Source organism: Pseudoalteromonas luteoviolacea H33-S (assembly GCF_001625695.1).
GTDB lineage: Bacteria > Pseudomonadota > Gammaproteobacteria > Enterobacterales > Alteromonadaceae > Pseudoalteromonas > Pseudoalteromonas luteoviolacea_B.
The window spans coordinates 51,950-70,645 of record NZ_AUXY01000061.1 but is presented as its reverse complement, the minus strand read 5'-3'; the positions used below and the strand labels follow the sequence as shown (position 1 = coordinate 70,645).

At 42.4% G+C, this 18,696-nt stretch carries 8 protein-coding genes; 3 read left to right on the top strand and 5 right to left on the bottom strand.

Features of this window, described 5'->3' with window-relative positions; translation table 11 throughout:
- Window positions 1–3: 3 nt before the first annotated feature.
- Window positions 4–3,177, top strand: coding sequence for an efflux RND transporter permease subunit (locus tag N477_RS08305; protein WP_063360817.1), 3,174 nt, complete (start codon window positions 4–6; stop codon window positions 3,175–3,177).
- A 140-nt stretch (window positions 3,178–3,317) separates the two neighbouring features.
- A complete protein-coding gene (locus tag N477_RS08300; RefSeq protein ID WP_063360818.1) occupies window positions 3,318–5,231 on the top strand; it encodes a diguanylate cyclase in 1,914 nt (637 codons plus the stop codon).
- Window positions 5,232–5,294: 63 nt separating this feature from the next.
- Here the strand turns inward: N477_RS08300 and N477_RS08295 are convergent, their stop codons facing one another.
- The 5 genes from N477_RS08295 to N477_RS08275 all read right to left on the bottom strand — a co-directional run bounded on the left by N477_RS08295 (window position 5,295) and on the right by N477_RS08275 (window position 17,075).
- Complete coding sequence (locus N477_RS08295; RefSeq protein ID WP_081216366.1) at window positions 5,295–6,431, bottom strand: ABC transporter permease; 1,137 nt, start codon at window positions 6,429–6,431, stop codon at window positions 5,295–5,297.
- The gene (locus tag N477_RS08290; RefSeq protein WP_063360819.1) at window positions 6,428–7,162 is read right to left on the bottom strand and encodes an ATP-binding cassette domain-containing protein; all 735 of its coding nucleotides are present in this window, start codon (window positions 7,160–7,162) and stop codon (window positions 6,428–6,430) included. The genes N477_RS08295 and N477_RS08290 overlap by 4 nt, the downstream gene beginning before the upstream one ends.
- Window positions 7,155–8,654 (bottom strand): alpha/beta hydrolase, encoded by a 1,500-nt coding sequence (locus N477_RS08285; protein ID WP_063360820.1) that lies wholly within the window; start codon window positions 8,652–8,654, stop codon window positions 7,155–7,157. The genes N477_RS08290 and N477_RS08285 overlap by 8 nt, the downstream gene beginning before the upstream one ends.
- Before the next feature lie 288 nt (window positions 8,655–8,942).
- On the bottom strand, window positions 8,943–11,576 hold the full coding sequence (topA, locus tag N477_RS08280; protein ID WP_063360821.1) for a type I DNA topoisomerase: 2,634 nt from the start codon (window positions 11,574–11,576) through the stop codon (window positions 8,943–8,945).
- A 255-nt stretch (window positions 11,577–11,831) separates the two neighbouring features.
- Complete coding sequence (locus N477_RS08275; protein WP_155731844.1) at window positions 11,832–17,075, bottom strand: Ig-like domain-containing protein; 5,244 nt, start codon at window positions 17,073–17,075, stop codon at window positions 11,832–11,834.
- Between the two features lie 186 nt (window positions 17,076–17,261).
- On the opposite strand from N477_RS08275, the gene N477_RS08270 reads away from it, so the two are divergent.
- Window positions 17,262–18,596 (top strand): dicarboxylate/amino acid:cation symporter, encoded by a 1,335-nt coding sequence (locus N477_RS08270; RefSeq protein WP_063360823.1) that lies wholly within the window; start codon window positions 17,262–17,264, stop codon window positions 18,594–18,596.
- Window positions 18,597–18,696 lie beyond the last annotated feature (100 nt).

The following is an 18,696-nucleotide window of genomic DNA, read 5'->3' as shown; positions in this document are numbered from 1 at the left end:
CCTATGTTCTCTAAATATTTTATCGATCGGCCGATTTTTGCCTTTGTGATCTCAATTGTGATAGTACTGGCGGGCCTCGCAGCAATGCGTACTTTGCCTGTTGCACAATATCCTGAAATCTCACCGCCTCAAGTTCAAGTTACGGCGGTATATCCTGGTGCATCTGCGGATGTGCTAGAGCAAACTGTTGCGGCCCCCATAGAAAATGCCATCACAGGTGTTGAAGGCATGATGTATATGGAGTCAATCAGCAGCAGTGCCGGTGCAACCACCATCACAGTGACATTTGAAATTGGCACTGACGTTGACCAAGCAGCTGTTGATGTCAATAACAGAGTAAAGCAAGTAGAGGCTCGATTACCTGAAGAAACAAGGCGTCAAGGTGTCGTTGTAGCCAAAGGCTCGTCCAGCTTCTTGCAGGTTCACGCCTTCTACTCTCCTGACAACAGCCGTTCAAGCTTATGGACGTCAAACTATGTCACCATGAATATCTTGGATAACATTAAACGTATCCCTGGTACGACTAATGTTCAAATATTTGGTGCCCGTGATTATGCCATGCGAATTTGGCTTAGACCTGATCTTATGAGCCAGTTAAAGGTCACGGTAGAGGAAGTCACAAGTGCGATTCGTGAGCAAAACTCACAATATGCCGCAGGCAGCATTGGCGCAACCCCCACATCTGCAAGTCCTCAAGAGTTAGTATACAGTGTCACTGCACAAGGGCGACTATCAACGCCTGAAGAGTTTGACAACATCATTATTCGCGCAAACGCCGATGGTTCATCCTTAAGACTTAAAGACATCGCTCGCGTTGAGCTCGGTTCAAAAGATTATAACTTCAACGGTACGATCAATGGTAAAGATGCTGTTCTACTGGGCATATTCTTGCAACCAGGTGCCAATGCGCTAGACGTTGCCAAAGAAGTTGAAAACGAGATAGAAAAACTCAAGTCGCAGTTTCCACAAGGTCTTGCTCATATCAACTCTTATGACACAACGCGCTTTGTGGAAGTATCCATTCGTGAAGTGTTGATCACTTTAGTAGAAGCCATGGTGTTGGTGTTCTTAGTTGTATACCTGTTTTTACAAAACTGGCGCGCAACCTTAATCCCAACCCTTGCAGTACCCGTATCCTTACTAGGTACATTTGCTGGACTTTACATGCTCGGCTATTCAATCAATACACTCACCTTATTTGGCATGGTGCTTTCGATTGGTATCGTCGTCGATGACGCCATCGTTGTGCTTGAAAACGTCGAGCGTATTATGCATGAACAGCGAGTGAGTGCCCGTGAAGCCGCTTACAAAGCAATGGAAGAGGTCAGTGGTCCGGTGGTTGCGATTGTATTGGTACTTTGCTCAGTATTTATTCCAATTGCCTTTTTAGGTGGCTTAACAGGCGAGCTATTCAGACAATTTGCCATCACTATTTCAATTTCTGTGAGCTTGTCTGGTGTTGTCGCTTTAACCATGACGCCAGCACTGTGCGTTTTAATCTTAAAACATGAAGACAAGCAAACCGCCCGCTTTTTCTTGTGGTTTAATGATTGGTTCACGCGCATAACTGGAAAATACGTCGGCTCGGTGAGCTTTATGATCCGCCGTGGTGCGCTAGGTTTTGTGCTCATGTCAGCAATGGTAGGCACCACCCTGTTTATGTGGGAAAAAACGCCAGGTTCACTGGTTCCAGATGAAGATCAAGGCTTTTACATCAGTGCAGTATTCTTACCAGATGGCACTTCGTTAGAGCGCACAACGGAGGTCACCAAACAAGTCATTGAAGCAGCACAATCTAACCCAGCCAATGAAAATGTTGTCGCATTTACCGGTTTCGACTTTTTAGGTGGTGGCTACAAAAATAATGCCGCAACTCTATTTATTACCCAAAAACACTGGGATGAGCGCGAAGTCGATACAAAAACACTTGTTGGCGAGCTCTTTATGAAAACCGCGCATATCAAAGAAGCACTCGTGCTGGCATTTAACCCCCCAGCTATCTTCGGCTTAGGCTCTACAGGTGGTTTTGAGTTTTATCTACAAAACAAAACTGGCGCAGATCCTGAAAAATTAAAACAGGGTATGCAATTGATGATGAATGCAGCTCAGCAAAGCCCTGTTTTAGGTGGACTACAAACTCTGTGGCGCCCTGATGCACCTCAACTCCAAGTACATATGGACAGAGAGCAAGCCAGAGCAATGGGTGTCAATATCAACTCTGCGTTTAATGCCCTTGCTGCAAATTTAGGTAATTACTACGTAAATGACTTCAACAAGTTTGGGCGTTCGTGGCAGGTAATTATGTCTGCAGAAGCACAGTTTAGAATGTCACCTCAGGATGTTGGTCGTATCTACGTGAAAAACAACCAGGGCGATATGGTGCCAATATCTGCTTTTACCGATATTGAGTTCTCGCGTGGGCCAGAAAGCTTGCACCGTTACAACAATTTATCGGCTGTAAAATTAATGGGTAACGCCGCGCCAGGATATAGCTCGGGTCAAGCAATTGCAGAGATTGAGAGAATTGCCGCTGAAGTTCTATCACCTGATATGACATTCGAATGGACTGCGTCAGCATTCCAAGAGAAACGTAGCTCTGGCACAACTGGGCTTGCATTGGGCCTTGCCGTTGTCATGGTATTTTTGATACTCGCCGCCTTGTATGAACGTTGGTCATTACCTATCTCTGTCCTACTCGCACTGCCGTTTGGTACCTTCGGTGCTTTAGTATCAATTTGGGTTGCAGGTCTCACCAATGACGTATACTTCCAAATTGGTCTTGTCACGCTACTGGGCCTTGCAAGTAAAAATGCCATTTTGATTGTTGAATATGCATTAATGAAACACCAACAGGGCTGGAGTGCCAGTGCCGCCGCATTAGAAGCCGCAAGGTTAAGGTTCCGCCCTATCATCATGACGTCACTTGCATTTATTCTGGGCGTAGTACCATTGGTATTAAGCTCAGGTGCAGGCGCTGGGGCGAGACACAGTGTTGGTACAGGTGTGATGGGTGGCATGATGGCGGCCACTTTCTTAGCTGTATTCTTTGTACCGTTATTCTTTTACTGGTTAACAACTAGGAAGTTTACGGAAAAGCGTTCAAAGAAAGAGCTAGCAAAAGAAATAGCCGAGCATCATAAAAGGGATCACACTGAAACACAGGAAGATCTCGCTTAACCTATACGGTAAACGCCAGCTCTCTGGCGTTTACCGCTACACTGCGCTTCGCGGTTACAAATCATAACAAGGTTTTGGCTGTAAAAGCACCAGACTATTATGTTATTATTTGCAATTATTTTCTTTCAAAGGCTAAATCTTTGCGCTTATTTGTTGTTCTCGCACTTACTTTAGTAGTTAACTTCCCCGTATTCAGTAGTACACACAGCACATGGCAACAAACCTATGACGCCCTTCGTGCCCAAGATACAAATACTGCGTTCGAATTTTTAGCTCAGCAAGTCAAAGCCACTGAGCCCAGTGCAAAACGTGTATACATAGGTGCGACACTTGCGAGGACCGCCCTGGCGCTCAAAAAGCAAGCCTCGTTGAATACACTTATCAGCTATGAAAAAAATGACTATGACCTTATTTTACAACAGTTAGTTGCTGCTTTGCTGAGTGCACATAACAATGAATATGAGCAAACGATGCAAGCCTTTAAAAAAGCAATTACGCTGGCATATACCGCTAACGACCCAGCACTGACTGCAACTGTTGAGTTGTTTTATATTAATGCCAAAATAACACTGGCTAATTACATTCAACTTGAGCGCCATATTAAAGAAGTGGAACGTAATGCAAACACGTTAAGCAAACCTTTTTGGGGTTTAAATTCACTACACAATGCAAAAGCGTTAAATGCAAATTTTTTAGGGGATCATGCCCAAGCTATTGAAATGTATAAGCAGGCAATTGCTAACTCTAAATATGAAGGCAACAGAGCACCCTATTACAATAATTTGGCCCTCACCTATTTGGAGATTGGCAATTACACCGATGCCACTAAATATCTCAAAAAATCTTTGCACTTGAGAAAAGTACAAAACAATGAATTCAAAGTCGCATTAACCATGCTCAATCTTGGTATTGTTGCCAACAAGGCGAAGGACTTTGACGCCGCATTAAAGTGGCTGAATCAAGCGCATGAGTATTATGTAAAATTCGACAATCCATACCGCCAAGCATACTCCTTAGTACAAAAGGCAAAAGTTTATGCCAATCTCAAAAACATAGACCTTGCAACCAGCGCCCTTGACCGTGCGCTGTCTAAAATTAGTTTAACCAATAATATCAATTTAATTACCGATATTAGACTGCAAGCTGCCGAAAATATGCGTGCGCTTGGTCAGTATGATAAAGCGATTGAGCAAGCTCAAATTGCTCATGATTTATCGAGCAATGTCAGCGACAAAACGCATTTAATACACAGCTTGGAGCTACTTTCCGATCTGTATGCGCGTGAATCAAATTACCAACAAGCCTACCTGCTGCAGAGTCAGCTAGTAGCACAAAAAGAGCAGTTCAATTCACAGAAAACGATGCAAGCCATGATTGAGCTTGAATCAGAGCTAGAAGTGACCGCCCAACAATTGGAAAACATACGACTAGAAAAACATAATAATCAGCAACTTGCTCATATCTCTGCTTTAGAAGAAAGGCAACAATTTCAGGCTATTATTATTCTTTTCTCACTTTTGCTGTTATTCATAAGCCTACGTGGCTACTCCAAACATAAATACAGGGCGCAACACGATAACTTAACAGGTGCGCTTACACGCAGTACTTTTCTAACTGTGGTTTCTCGCTCAGCTATTCCTGCAATTGGCAAACAACATTGCCTAGTCTTGTTCGACTTAGATCATTTCAAACAAGTCAATGATGTACATGGCCACCCAACAGGTGATATCGCTTTAAAACACACAGCGGCACTTGCAAAGCAGTTTTTTGGTAAAAATGCACTTTTATCCCGCTTTGGCGGCGAAGAGTTCATGTTGTTCTTACCAAACTTGGCAAGTTCAAACAAAGACGATGTTGTAGAGCAATTTAGAATTAAGTTGAGTGAATCTGCAATTATTTCAGAGTCTGGAGAAACGATTAATATCACTGCCAGTTTTTCGACCTATTACTACACCACATCACCTGATAGCCTTGATAAAATCTACAGCAAGTTAGATGTTGCACTTTATCAAGCGAAAAAGTCCGGCAGAAACCGCGTTGTTTGTGCAGTTTAATCAAAATCTTTTGGAAAGAAGTATGGCTGAGTTCAGGATTAAACTCAGCCAAAGCCCATGGCATTAAAGCCCAAATACTACTTTCTCACTTTTCAACATTCTGCTGCTCAGCATGGTAAAAATGGCAAACAAGACAAGTGTACTTGCAGACGATAAAAGTACTTGCATTAAAGGTAATTCATTCCCTTTTATCACTTCAATCATTGCATATTGCTGAGCCGCGATCGGTGCCCATTGCACGTATTCAGTCGCAATATCATAAGTCGTCATCATACTCAGACCAATTGGTACAAATAAAACAAAAGCGACATAAGATTGTGCTTCTTTGAAAGACTTAGCCATAAAAGAGACGAAGACCAATAAGCTTGCTGACATCAAAGCAATTGGGAGCCCTATCAGCGTACAAAATAAAATGAACATCAAATCCAAATTAATACTAAAGCCAAGTTGCTCCCAAGGCACCATGCCATATGCAAATTTTGAAACAACCAGTACTAAAATTAAGCCAACCATTGAATAACTGGCGATGGCTGCGACCTTGGCAAGGACGAGTTGTGTACTGCTGATTGGGTGGCTCAAAAGTAGCGCCAGAGAGTTTCTTTCTCTTTCTCCTGCACTGGTATCAATGGCTAAATTCATCGCTGAGTAAAACAGTGCAATAATGATGGACAAGGTCGCAATCCCAAGGAACATCCCACCTTTAGAGTCAGGTGTTGCTTGATCCTGCGTCTGTACATTCACAGCACGCATGATGCTCGGATCAATACCACGGCTGATAAGTCTTAACCCCGCTACTTCTGAATTGTATCGAGCAAGGGACATTTCTAAACGGCGTACAGACTTAATCAACTTATTGTCAGACTTATCTGCCACAATCGTAACAAGCGCGCTTCGCCCTTGAGACATATCTTGTGCATAATCAGTATCAATGATCAAGCGAATGGCCTTCACACTCGACTTTTCGCTATGACTAATGTCATGCCCTTCTAAAAAGCGTACAAGGTTCGGTGCCGCTTGTGGGTTCTCAATGGTAATTTCAAGTGCGTCAGGAGAGCTAAGTTGTTTGAGTAAAATAGTAAACAGCACACACATGACGATAGGCGCACCAATCGCATAATATAAACCAGCCATGACGGAACGTTTGTCACGACTCGCGTCTAGCATCTCTTTTTTATATAAAACTTGGACCAGTCTCATCATGCAGCAAGTCCCTCATCTGAACCAATTAATGTAATGAACGCTTCTTCTAAAGTCTCTTTTTGTGTTTGTTCACATAGTGCTTGAGGAGACCCTTCTGCAACGACTTTACCATTTGTCATTACAACAACATGATCGCAAAGCGCTGCAACTTCCTGCATAACATGACTAGAAAATAACACGCAATGTCCTTGCTCTTTGAGCATCAGCAAAAGGTCACGCAAAATGCGCGTACTCATCACATCAAGTCCTCGCGTCGGTTCATCAAGAATAATATTTGTAGGCTGATGCACAATGGCTTGTGCTAATGCCGTTTTCATTCTCTGACCTTGAGAAAAGCCTTTACACTTTCTGTCAGCGATGTCGGTCATTTGTAACTGTTCAAGCACGCTTTGTGTTGCCACTTGTGCCGATTTATTATCCATTCCACTGAGCTCTGCAAAAAATTGCACATACTCTCTGGGCGTTAAGCGCTCATATAGGCCGCATGGATCCGGAAACAACCCAAGTTGTTGTTTGGCGCGCATTGAGTCTTTTACAACATCAATATCATCTATTTTAGCAAAGCCGCTATCTGCTTGAAGCAAACCAAAAATCGTGCGCAAACAAGTCGTTTTTCCCGCACCATTTGGGCCTAATAAACCTGTGATTTTTCCATCTTCAGCTTTAAAACTGAGCTTATCCAGTGCCTGTACTGAGCCTATTTTTTTCTCTAACTCGATTACTTCAATCATTTTGTTGCTCTGTTTCCTGATGGGCCACAGGTCCATTTATGTTCATAAAATACTGCTTACGATTGTCTTTATCGAGACAATCTGTGTCTAAGTCAGCAAACGTCAAAGAATCAATAAACTGACCAATGATTTTGTTCGCACATGTCTGTGCTGCGACGCCGTGAGTCGCTGATGGTGAAACTAAATGTTTTGCATTGCTAAAACTAACCATTGCAAGATCCGCCCAGCTTGGTGGCGTAGCTGGGTCAAGGCCACCAGATAAAAGTAAAATTGGAATATCTGTTTTAACTGGCTTATAGAAATCGTGCTCAACAGGTTCAACATCCCATATTGGACAGACTGTATCTAAAGACTCAATCATCATCTTGCCAAAATATGATTGACCAAACTGTTTTCTATCAGCCTCAGTTAAATTCGGCCAGTCTTCTCCACACGTAATAGCACTATGCATCCCCATGGCGATACTACCAAGAGTTTGTTCATTACCTAACAAACCGACTAACGGGCTATAATTACCTTTCACAGCTGAATCTATTACCAAAGGGATCAATGAACGTGTCGTGTGACCATACAGAGCCATCCTCACTGCACCACGCAATTTACTCTCAGTAAGCACCAGTGGAATTTCTTTAAAAGTACGAGGATGTCTGATGTTGACCGTAATTGGTGTTTCCCTCAATTGCTCCAATAATTTCTGGTAATCATCGGCCAAAGAAGGATATTGCGATAAACATGATTTTTCTGCCATGCAATCAAGAAACACTTCATTTAGTGCATTATCAATCGCATCCCCAATTGCCACTAAACTCTGTTGCATAGGAACAACCCCATCTAAAGTTGCGCTTGCCACAGAGTCTGGATATTGACGCAAATATTCTTGCGCGATACGAGTGCCGTAAGATGCGCCGTACAAGTGGAGTTTTTCATAACCAAGTGCAAGCCTAACGGCTTCGAAATCACTGGCAGCAGCCACTGTAGTAAAATAAGAGAGATCTATTCCAAGCTGTTCTTTACAGGTGTTTGTTTCCTCTTTTGTAAAAGCCACAAATGACAAAGCTTGATCATTAAACTTAAATTGCTCTTCAACCGTGCCACTATCACATTGCAATAACTGAGATTTGCCTGTGCCCCGCTGATCGACAAGGATAATATCTCGGCTCTCTCTGGCATATTTCAAGTTACGCGCAAAAATAGCCGCGACCTCTATCGCTGATTGGCCCGGTCCACCAGCAAAAGCCAATACAGCTTCTTTAGGATGCATGTTTTTAATTGCGGGGATCACCGCAAAGTGAATATCAACATTATTGGCCGATGACTTTTTTGAAAGGGGCTGGCTAACCGAGCCACACATCAGGCGATCTTCAAAACCTTCCACATAACACGCTTCGAGTGCAACCTCTTGCTGCGCGCAGGATATACCAGAATAGGCAATGGCAAGGGACGTTAAACTAATACCAAATAGCTTAACCAGTTGATTGCCGAATAAATTCATTACTGTTTTTCCTTATTTTAATCAGCAAGGTTTTGTTTTTAATTAAAATAGTCTTGCAGTCACTGTATGACACAGTGGTCGTTAGAATAGTGGGCACAAATAACCAAGTCAACAATAGATGTTTGTAATTCGGTTACACAAAACAACAGAAAGTGAGGTGGGTATCACAAAGTGCAATACGTCAGTCAATACTGCTTGTGATGATTAAAGTGTCTATATCTATATTATCAGAGAGCATGATATAGAGATGCAGTTGTAAAAAAGGCCAGCAATTGCTGGCCTTATAATTTATTTTTTACGCTTTTTCTCTTCTTCGACCCACTTTCCTTCAACAAAAGTTGCTTTCCAGCCCGTGGCTTTGCCTTCAACTTCCGTCATCACATATTGAGTCTTTGTTTTACGTGAGTATCTTACTACCGCTAAGTTACCATCACTGTCTTTTTCAGGAGCATCAGCTAGGTAATAAAACTTAGGAGAGATCCTATCTCTAAACCTTTTTAACTCTGCAACTTTAGGTGCACGCGTTTCTCTAGACTTAGGGAACGTATGCGCGGCTAAGAAAATACCAGAAGCGCCATCACGTAGAACAAAGTGTGCATCAGACTTTTCACACTCAAGTTCAGGTAACGGAACAGGATCTTCTTTAGGCGGCGCAGCTTCACCGCTTTTCAGCAATTTACGTGTATTCTTACAGTCTTCTTTAGTACAGCCAAAATACTTACCAAAACGGCCTGATTTAAGCTGCATATCTGCACCACATTTATCACATTCAATCACAGGACCATCGTAGCCCTTAATTTTGAATGTGCCCTGCTCCACAACATAACCACCACACGCAGGGTTATTACCACATACATGGATCTTACGGGTCTCATCTATCAGATATGAGTCCATCGCTGTTTCACAGATTGGGCAACGCTTTTTCTGTCTTAAGCTTTCGGTTTCCGCATCTTCCACGTCAGCATCGATTGCTTCGTCACCTGAAATCAAATTCATGGTTGTTGTGCAGCGCTCTTTGGGTGGCAAGCTGTAACCAGTACACCCTAAAAACACACCTGTCGATGCTGTACGAATCCCCATTTTTCTGCCACAGGTGGTACAGTCAATGTCTGTTTCGACCATGACATTTTGGCGCATACCGCCTTCGGCTTCATCTTGTCCTGCTAGCTCAAGTTGACTCGAAAAGTCTGCATAAAACTTATCAAGTACTTGTGTCCACTCTCGTTCGCCTTCAGCGATGTCATCAAGTCGACCTTCCATTTTTGCAGTAAAGTCAAAATTCATTAAATCGTTAAAGTTTTCAACTAAACGGTCTGTGACGATTTCACCCATTTTCTCTGCAAAGAATCGTCTATTCTCAACACGTACATAGCCGCGATCTTGAATAGTTGAAATAATTGCAGCATAGGTAGAAGGACGACCTATTCCTCGTTTTTCAAGCTCTTTAACTAAACTTGCTTCACTGAATCTTGCTGGTGGCTTGGTAAAGTGTTGCTTTGGATCAAGTGCAACCAAGTCAACGCTGTCACCAACAGTCACTGCAGGTAATGCTTGTTCTTCTTCGCTCTTCTTACGAACAGCAGGTTGTACCTTTGTCCAACCATCAAATCTAAGTACACGACCACGTGCTTTTAGCGTGTAGTCATTAGCACCTAATGTAATATTGGTTAGGTCATATTCAGCTGGTGTCATCTGACAAGCAACAAACTGACGCCAAATTAATTCATATAGCTTTTTGGCATCTGCATCGACACCTTCAACATGACCAGATAATACATTAACATCCGAAGGACGAATTGCTTCGTGCGCCTCTTGTGCATTGTCTTTCGCACTGTATTTTATTGGTGCTTTAGGTAAATACTTGTCGCCAAAATTACCTTGAATATAGTCACGACACATTTCAACAGCATCATTAGACAAGTTTGTTGAATCTGTACGCATATAAGTAATGTAGCCTGCTTCGTACAAACGCTGTGCTAACATCATGGTTTTCTTTACGCCATAACCTAAACGTGTACTTGCTGCTTGCTGCATTGTAGAAGTAATAAAAGGTGCACTTGGCTTACTCTTACTTGGCTTTTCTTCTACTTTAACAACAGACAAGCTCGCATTTTCAATTTCTGAAACTGCTTTAAGCGCTTCTTGCTCGTTTACAGGCTTAAATGCTTGGCCTTGGTATTTGGTAACAGCAAACCTTACATCGGTTGTCGCCAGCTTAGTATCAGCATGGATATCCCAAAACTCTTCTGGAATAAAAGCCTTAATTTCACGTTCACGCTCAACCAACAAGCGGACAGCAACTGACTGTACACGACCTGCAGACAAGCCTCTTGCCACTTTTTGCCATAGCAATGGTGAAACCATGAAACCAACAACACGGTCTAAGAAACGACGTGCTTGCTGTGCATACACCATATCAGTATTGAGTTGTCCAGGTGCTTCAAACGCCTGCTGGATAGCATTCTTGGTTATCTCATTGAATACCACTCGTTTGTATTTTGATGCATCACCGCCGATTATCTCTTCAAGGTGCCAAGCAATTGCTTCTCCCTCTCTATCCAAATCGGTTGCGAGATAGATATGGTCTGCATCTTGCGCAAGCTTAGTTAGCTCTTGAACAACTTTTTCCTTACCAGGTAGCACTTCATAATGCGGCTCCCAGCCTTTTTCTGGGTCAATACCCATTCTTGCAACTAAATTAGCGTAGTCCTTTTGTTTGCGATATGCCGCCTTTTCTTCTGGTGACATTTTACGTACTTCTGCCGGAGATTTGGTAGCAACCCCTTTGGTTTTACCTGCCCCTGACGTCGGTAGATCACGAACATGACCCACACTGGATTTCACAATGTAGTCTTTTCCCAAATACTTATTAATAGTTTTGGCCTTTGCGGGAGACTCTACAATTACTAGCGATTTGCCCATATCTGCCTATTTTGACTAATTCTGTCTGTTGTGCCCCATTGGGCGTTATTATTTATAGGTATATCCACAAACACCTATTGTTACAAGCTTTTCATTCTAACTTTTATCTGAACAGCGATTTATTAAGCAACTATTGCTGCTATTTTAATCAAGCTTAACTCTGAACGTGTTAAAAAGGCGAATATAGCGGATATGCGAGGAAATTCAAGCGTTAATAAAAAAGGGCCCTAAAAAAGGCCCTTTTCAATTACAATCTTAACCGTTGTCCCGAATAATAATTGACTTGGTTCTGGTAATTGTTTCTCCAAAACTCGATGGGCTCGGAATTTCAAAAGTGATTGTCAAATTACCCGTATCCCTACTATTTGAAGTGGTCTCTGGAGTAACTTCTACAACCGCTTTTCCGCGCTCAAAACCAGCACTGAAGTATACCGTACTTGATAGCTCAATAATATTTACAACGCCATTGGTTGTAGCGATACTGATTTCAGTTTCTTCTGGAAGTGAATTACCATATAAATCTGAAAAATATATCTCAACAGTTACCGACTCGGTTTCATTTTCATCATTTCCATCGAAGTCTCCGAGTGTAATACCATCAATATCACAGTAATCATCACTCTCTGTCGCTTCTAACCCAAACAAACCTTCATTAGGAAATGTGACTATATTTGAGTTTGGATCGTTAGAGTCTATTGGACCTACGGTATTAACGCAGTCGCCTCCACCAATATGAGACTTGTTGACGACAAAACGCGTGTACACAATATCACTTGATGCAACGATTTCGAATTGTTTTCTAATATCAACTAAATCTTTACTACACTGACCGGCTTCCTCAGCAGCTTGACCACATAAAAGACCATTATAAATCCCTGTTGTTGGGTCATCCGGTAACCCATCATAGACACCATTGTTGTTGGCATCCAAATAAACTTCATTGTGTCCGCCATTACTCAGTGTTGGCTCACAAGGATCTGTACTTGGGTCATCATTGTTCGCTTGACAATCGACTGCATCAAATTGGTTATTTCCATTAAAATCAATAAATGCTTCTGGCAAATCATCGTTTAAAGGCTGGAACTCACCAATATCAAATAAGCCATTTTTACGCGGGATCGTATCTGTTGAAGGCTTGTCATGGAAGTTTTCTTGACCTTTTGCTGTCGCCAGTATAGTCACACGAGCACCACGCACTACTGTTCGGGTAACACCATTTTCGGTGACAGTCTCTGGGTAATCACCAATACATGGTACAGGCAAACCTTTATAAGTATCACAAACATCACCAATCCGGTTTAGCCATTTAGGATCGGTAAATGGTAAATCACCTTGTGAGCGCCATTGCACTTGGCAACGCCCTTTATCAGCAAAACATTGATATGACTCATCTCCGCCTGATCCATCGATATTCCCAATAACACCAGCCTCAGCTTGTACATTAGCGACAAGGTCATCTCTAGATAATTGATTAAACTGATCGCCAAAGTAGACATTAATGTTTGTAGTGACATTCACATAATTTTGCGTATTAAGAATAAATCTATCTGGCGCTGCATCAAAGCTATCTTGATCTGGCACGCCAGAGGACAGAATAACTCCAGATGAAACGGCATTAATCTGATCTCCAGCAGGAATAAGCATAAACCCGTTAGTCAGAGCGTCTGGCAACTCGCAAAACTCTAAACTTGAGTCTGCTGAACACTGATCAATCTTGGATTGCCAACATGTTGGAAACTGGAGGTTTTGTGCAGCTGCGGTAATGACATCATCTAGCAAATAACATGCCTCAACCACTAACCCTCCAGGAACTACACCACCTTCAATCAAGGTTTTTGCTTCGCCATTGCTATCAGTGTTACCTTTGTAAGTGTTAAGAGTTGCTTCTCCGGTCAAGTCAGCGAATCTAAATTCAATTTGTTTTTGACGTAACGGATTATCGTCTGTATCAATCAACTGGAAAGTGATCGTGGATGTGACTGGCACACTGCCAGTTGCCGGCGGTAACCCGATAAAACGGTCACTTGCACTAATAAACTTCAGTGACTGTACTGGTGCAGTGTTTACGAAAAATGGGTAACTTGCGGGGTCAGCCGCTGAAATACTTGCGGTAATAGTATCGTTGCCATTACAGCCACTTGCCTGATAAGTAGACGTTGCGACGCCGGCTTGAGAGCGTACAGGGCTGTCAATTGTCGCCAGTGTGCCTGCTGGCTGTTGACTTGCACAAACTGATGAAAAACCAATATCAACGGGCTGTTCATATAACGTGGTCAGCGCTTCGTCGGTATAAACTCGCGCAGTAATAATAAAACTATCGCCAGAGTCTAGTTCAGGCAGGGGCTGTTCTGACGCTGGTGAAGAGGGTAAATCTGCAGACAATTGCAAATAAAGTTCTTGTATACCTACTGAAAAGTTCTCTGTCGCTGTTTGATTATCGAAGGTTACACTAATTGTGCCTGCACCATCGCTGTCACCGGGCTGTAATTTTAATAACGCAATTCCATTGACGTCCGTCAGCACTTTACCTGAACTCGGCAATACCTGTCCCTTATCGGTAATAACTTCGATAATTTGGTTATCAACCTCTTTCGCATCATCGGTTACTCGCGCTATCTGGATGAATAACTCCGGAAGCACGCTCGAATCTAAACTTGTAACAGTCGTACACCCACCAGTTTCAGGATCTATTGGATTATTTACATCATTTCGAACAGCATCCCAATCGTCGTTACAGCCAGTTAAGAGTTGAATATCAAAGCTGTAATCACCCGTTACTGCTTCTGCATCACCTAAAGAATGGAATAGTGCGTTGTTTGTTCTTAGCCCTTGATATTCTGCAAATATTTCACCTACACCCGAAACTCGTGTTGTCAGTAATTCTACACTCGCCCTGCCTTCACTGTTAGTCACTGCACGTCCATTTGAAGGTTCCATTGTAGCAACTTCATCAACCGTAAATGTAACTAATGCATTGCTCACTGGTTGTCCGTCTTCCGTCAAAAGAGCTGTCACGGTGCCATTTTGGTCTTTCCCAATCGCATTATCTTTCTTAATATCTTTGTCTTCATCGCCTGTGATTGACTCAATAACTAATAATAAGCCACCGTCGCCCTGGCTGTTAAAGTTAAAATTACGTGATACCGGTACACCGCTGCTCGAGGTAAAGGTCGCGATGACTCTCCCAGCCCCTTGCACAGAGTTATCTTTTAACTTAATTTCTGCAATACCAGACGAATTTGTCAACACAGAGCCTGATTGAGGATCTAGGGTACCAAACTCATTCACTGTAAATTGAATTAACTGATTTTCAAATGCGGAACCATTTTGCAATAAAGTTGCAGTTAACGTCAGCTCAGAGTCGCCTGATAGTTCTTTTGTTTCAACACCTAACGCATTTCTCGCGACAATTAATAACTCAAATTCAGAATCACTGAAATCAGGATCACCATCTGAATAATAAATATACTGCTCAGTTACAGTTTCAGAGGTTGTGGGATCCGTATAGGTGGCAGATAATTGGCCGATACCCGTTTCTTTATTAGCAACAAGTTCAAGTGATGCTTTACCATTTTGCTGAGTTGCAGCTTGTCCATCGGAAGGCACTGTAACCGCTTTTCCACCAGATGAAACATTAACGATTGCACCACTAACTAAATTACCATTGTTAGAAAGTGTAACTTCAACCAACCCCCGGGTTGCACCATTTAGCGGGTTTTGTTGATTGATAGGGTTTTTATCATCCGTTTGGTCATTCACGGTCAGCGTCATTTGCAAACCACCATCACCCGCACTGATAAAACTAAAATCTTTGGTAATTACAACATTATCTTCTGTGGTGTAGGTTGCAGTTAAAACCCCTGCACCATCGACGTTATTTTCTGTTAAAACAACTGCTGCGACGCCATCTACGCCGGTTTCTAGAACGCTATTCGATAATAGTCCTTTGTCGTTTACCGTAAAATTGATATTTTGTCCGGAAACAGGCGACCCATTAAGCGTCAACAAAGCTCGAACTGTCAGGGGATTTACAAAAGACAATTGATTTGATGAAGTGCCGCTGGCATTTTGACCAGAAAGTGCAATTTCATACTTTTCTATACCAAAAAACTCATCTCCATCGGAGTGGTAATTTACAGTGCGAGTAACTGTTTCTGACTCGGTTGTATAGGTTACTGTTAATGTATCAACGCCAGACAAAATGTTAGGTACAAGCGTCAATGTTGCCTCACCTTGAGCATTTGTAATAACTTTACCATCAGAAGGGATGGTCACAGCTTTTGTTCCGCTATTTACTGTTACTATGACGTCAGATAATGGCTCACCATTATCAACAAGGGTTATTTTAACTGAGCCATTTTTGCCCGTACCTAGTCTGTTTTGGTCAGATATGAGTACCCCTTCAGAATCTGCTACTATGACGCTAAGCTGCAAGCCGCCATCACCCTCGCTTTCAAAGCTAAATGAAGAGGACACATTAGCAACATCTCCCGGAGCATCAAAGGATACGTTTAATACTCCTACGCCCGATTCATTATTATCTATTAAATTGAATGTAACTGAGCCTGAACTATCTGTCTTTAAGACATTTGTGACCGTACCGAGCAGTGCCTTATCGACACTAAAAGTCAACGGTTCATCAGCAACGGGTTTGTCATTAAGTGTCAATGTTGCGCGAATTGCGATAGGTGTATTGAAAGAAAGGTCACTGGTTTCTTGTCCTTGAGCATCTAAGCCCACAACAGATAACTCATAAACTTGTCGATTGAAGAACTCATAACCATCCGATGCAAAGTTTAAAGTTGCTGTCTCATCCTCAAACGCAACGGATATAGTCCCCGCACCTATCTGATCTGTGGCATTGACTTGCACAAGAGCTTGTCCGCTGCCATTAGTGACGATTCTACCATTGCTAGGCGTATCTATTAGCTCGTCAAATGTGAACGTCAATAGCTCATTTGGGAGTGCTACACCGTTATTCGTCAAAGTCGCCATGACAGTGGCCGCATTTTCTCCGGCGAGCTTGTTCTCGGTATTGATTTCATTACCATTTGCATCTTTAAACTCTAATGCAATTTGAATTCCTCCATCTCCAATAGCGGCATACTCTATACTCTTCGTAATTGTTTGCCCATTCACATCAAAAGAAGCGCTAATAGCGCCTGCCCCTTGGTTACTATTTGCAACAATATTAACCTCAGCAATGCCCTCACTATTAGTTAAGACTGATGACGTACCATTGAATTCGGAGAACTCATCACCAACAAATTTAACTAACCTGTCAGCTTGTTTTTCACCATCTTTGGTTACTGTCGCTTGAATTTGGATAGGATTAGAGACACTAAGCTCTGAGGAACCGCTTGGAGAGTTGAGACTTAATGCAAGTGCATATTCGTCTGTATCAGTACCGCCGTCACCAGAGGAGTTTTTTTCAATTGAACCTCCTCCGCCACAGGCTGTTAGAAGGAATATCATAAATATGGTGCTAAACCAACGCATTGAAAACATCCGCAGTTCTCCCTCGCACAATTTTAAATTAGAGTTATTTGCACAATGTTAACTCAAAACCAGACAAAAAATCACAATTTTTTCGTAGTACCTAGCAATTTTTTTTGTTCATTTTGCACCATCCTGTTAGGCTATAACCATTTTAACAACAAGAAGTTTTAGGGCGTCTCCAAAACAATGACTGATAATAATAAATTTAGCCTGACAACACGCATCATGATTGCCATGATCGCGGGTATTGGTGTCGGTGTAATTCTGCAGCAAATCCTTGCAGGTGAGCCAGAGTTTTTAATCCCATTAGGGTTTGCAGAATTTCCTGTAAGAGGGTTTTTCGTCGATGGTTTATTCCATGTTGGTGGGCAAATATTCATTGCCAGTTTAAAAATGCTGGTGGTGCCGCTAGTCTTCATATCTCTAGTGTGCGGCACCTGTAGTCTAAGCGACCCCAAAAAGCTAGGGCGTTTGGGCGGAAAATCAATACTGCTATATTTGACGACGACGGCTATCGCTATCACTGTTGCGATTTCTCTGGCGTTACTTGTAAGTCCGGGTGCAGGCATAGATATGCCAACCACAAGCAGTTTTGATGCAAAAGAAGCCCCAACGCTTGCTCAAGTCATTATCGGTATGTTTCCGACTAACCCAATAGATGCAATGGCAAACGGCAATATGCTGCAGGTCATCGTTTTTGCATTACTGTTTGGTATTGCAATGGCGCTCAGTGGCGAGCCAGGTAAACGCGTTGCAGCTGTATTTGATGATCTAAACACAGTGATCCTTAAACTTGTTACCTTACTGATGAATTTAGCGCCATATGGTGTATTTTGTTTGATGGCGAAACTATTTACTGATATCCAGATGGGCTTAATTGTTGAACTCGGTAAATACTTCCTAGTTGTGGTTGCAGCCCTATTCTTCCATGCACTGGTCAACTACACGATTTTACTTAAAACGCTTACCGGCTTAAACCCTGTTACCTTCCTAAAGAAAATGAAAGATGCGTGTATGTTCGCGTTCAGTACTTCAAGCTCTAGTGCAACTATGCCTGTAACGCTAGAAACAGCGACTAAAAAGCTCGGTGCAAATAACACTGTTGCGTCTTTCACTGTCCCGCTAGGCGCTACTATTAATATGGATGGCACAGCCATTATGCAAGGCGTTGCAACCGTATTTATTGCACAAGTATTTGCCGTTGACTTAACTTTGAGCGACTACCTAATGGTTATTTTAACAGCGACGTTAGCGTCCGTTGGTACAGCGGGTGTTCCAGGTGTTGGTTTGATCATGCTGGCGATGGTACTAAATCAAGTAGGCTTGCCTGTTGAAGGCATAGCGATCATCATGGGTGTAGACAGATTACTAGATATGACGCGCACAGCTGTGAATGTAACTGGTGACTGTATGGTAACTTGTGTAGTTGCAAAATCTGAAGGTGAATTGGACCAATCTGTTTTCAACGACCCAAATGCAGCCAAGGAACTTGAAGAAAACTTAAGTACTTCTAAAGCATAATCCAAGTCAGTGTAGAGTAGAATGATTTACAGCACTACTCTACACTATCCATTCAAATGACAAGCGCGCTTAATTCACACCTTCATGCAAAATATTCATC

Excerpts from the sequence above, each read along its gene's own strand:
- N477_RS08275 (WP_155731844.1), bottom strand. The coding sequence starts at position 17,075 with ATGCGTTGGTTTAGCACCATATTTATGATATTCCTTCTAACAGCCTGT.
- topA (WP_063360821.1), bottom strand. The coding sequence starts at position 11,576 with ATGGGCAAATCGCTAGTAATTGTAGAGTCTCCCGCAAAGGCCAAAACT.
- N477_RS08285 (WP_063360820.1), bottom strand. The coding sequence starts at position 8,654 with ATGAATTTATTCGGCAATCAACTGGTTAAGCTATTTGGTATTAGTTTA.
- N477_RS08295 (WP_081216366.1), bottom strand. The coding sequence starts at position 6,431 with ATGATGAGACTGGTCCAAGTTTTATATAAAAAAGAGATGCTAGACGCG.
- N477_RS08270 (WP_063360823.1), top strand. The coding sequence starts at position 17,262 with ATGACTGATAATAATAAATTTAGCCTGACAACACGCATCATGATTGCC.
- N477_RS08290 (WP_063360819.1), bottom strand. The coding sequence starts at position 7,162 with ATGATTGAAGTAATCGAGTTAGAGAAAAAAATAGGCTCAGTACAGGCA.
- N477_RS08305 (WP_063360817.1), top strand. The coding sequence starts at position 4 with ATGTTCTCTAAATATTTTATCGATCGGCCGATTTTTGCCTTTGTGATC.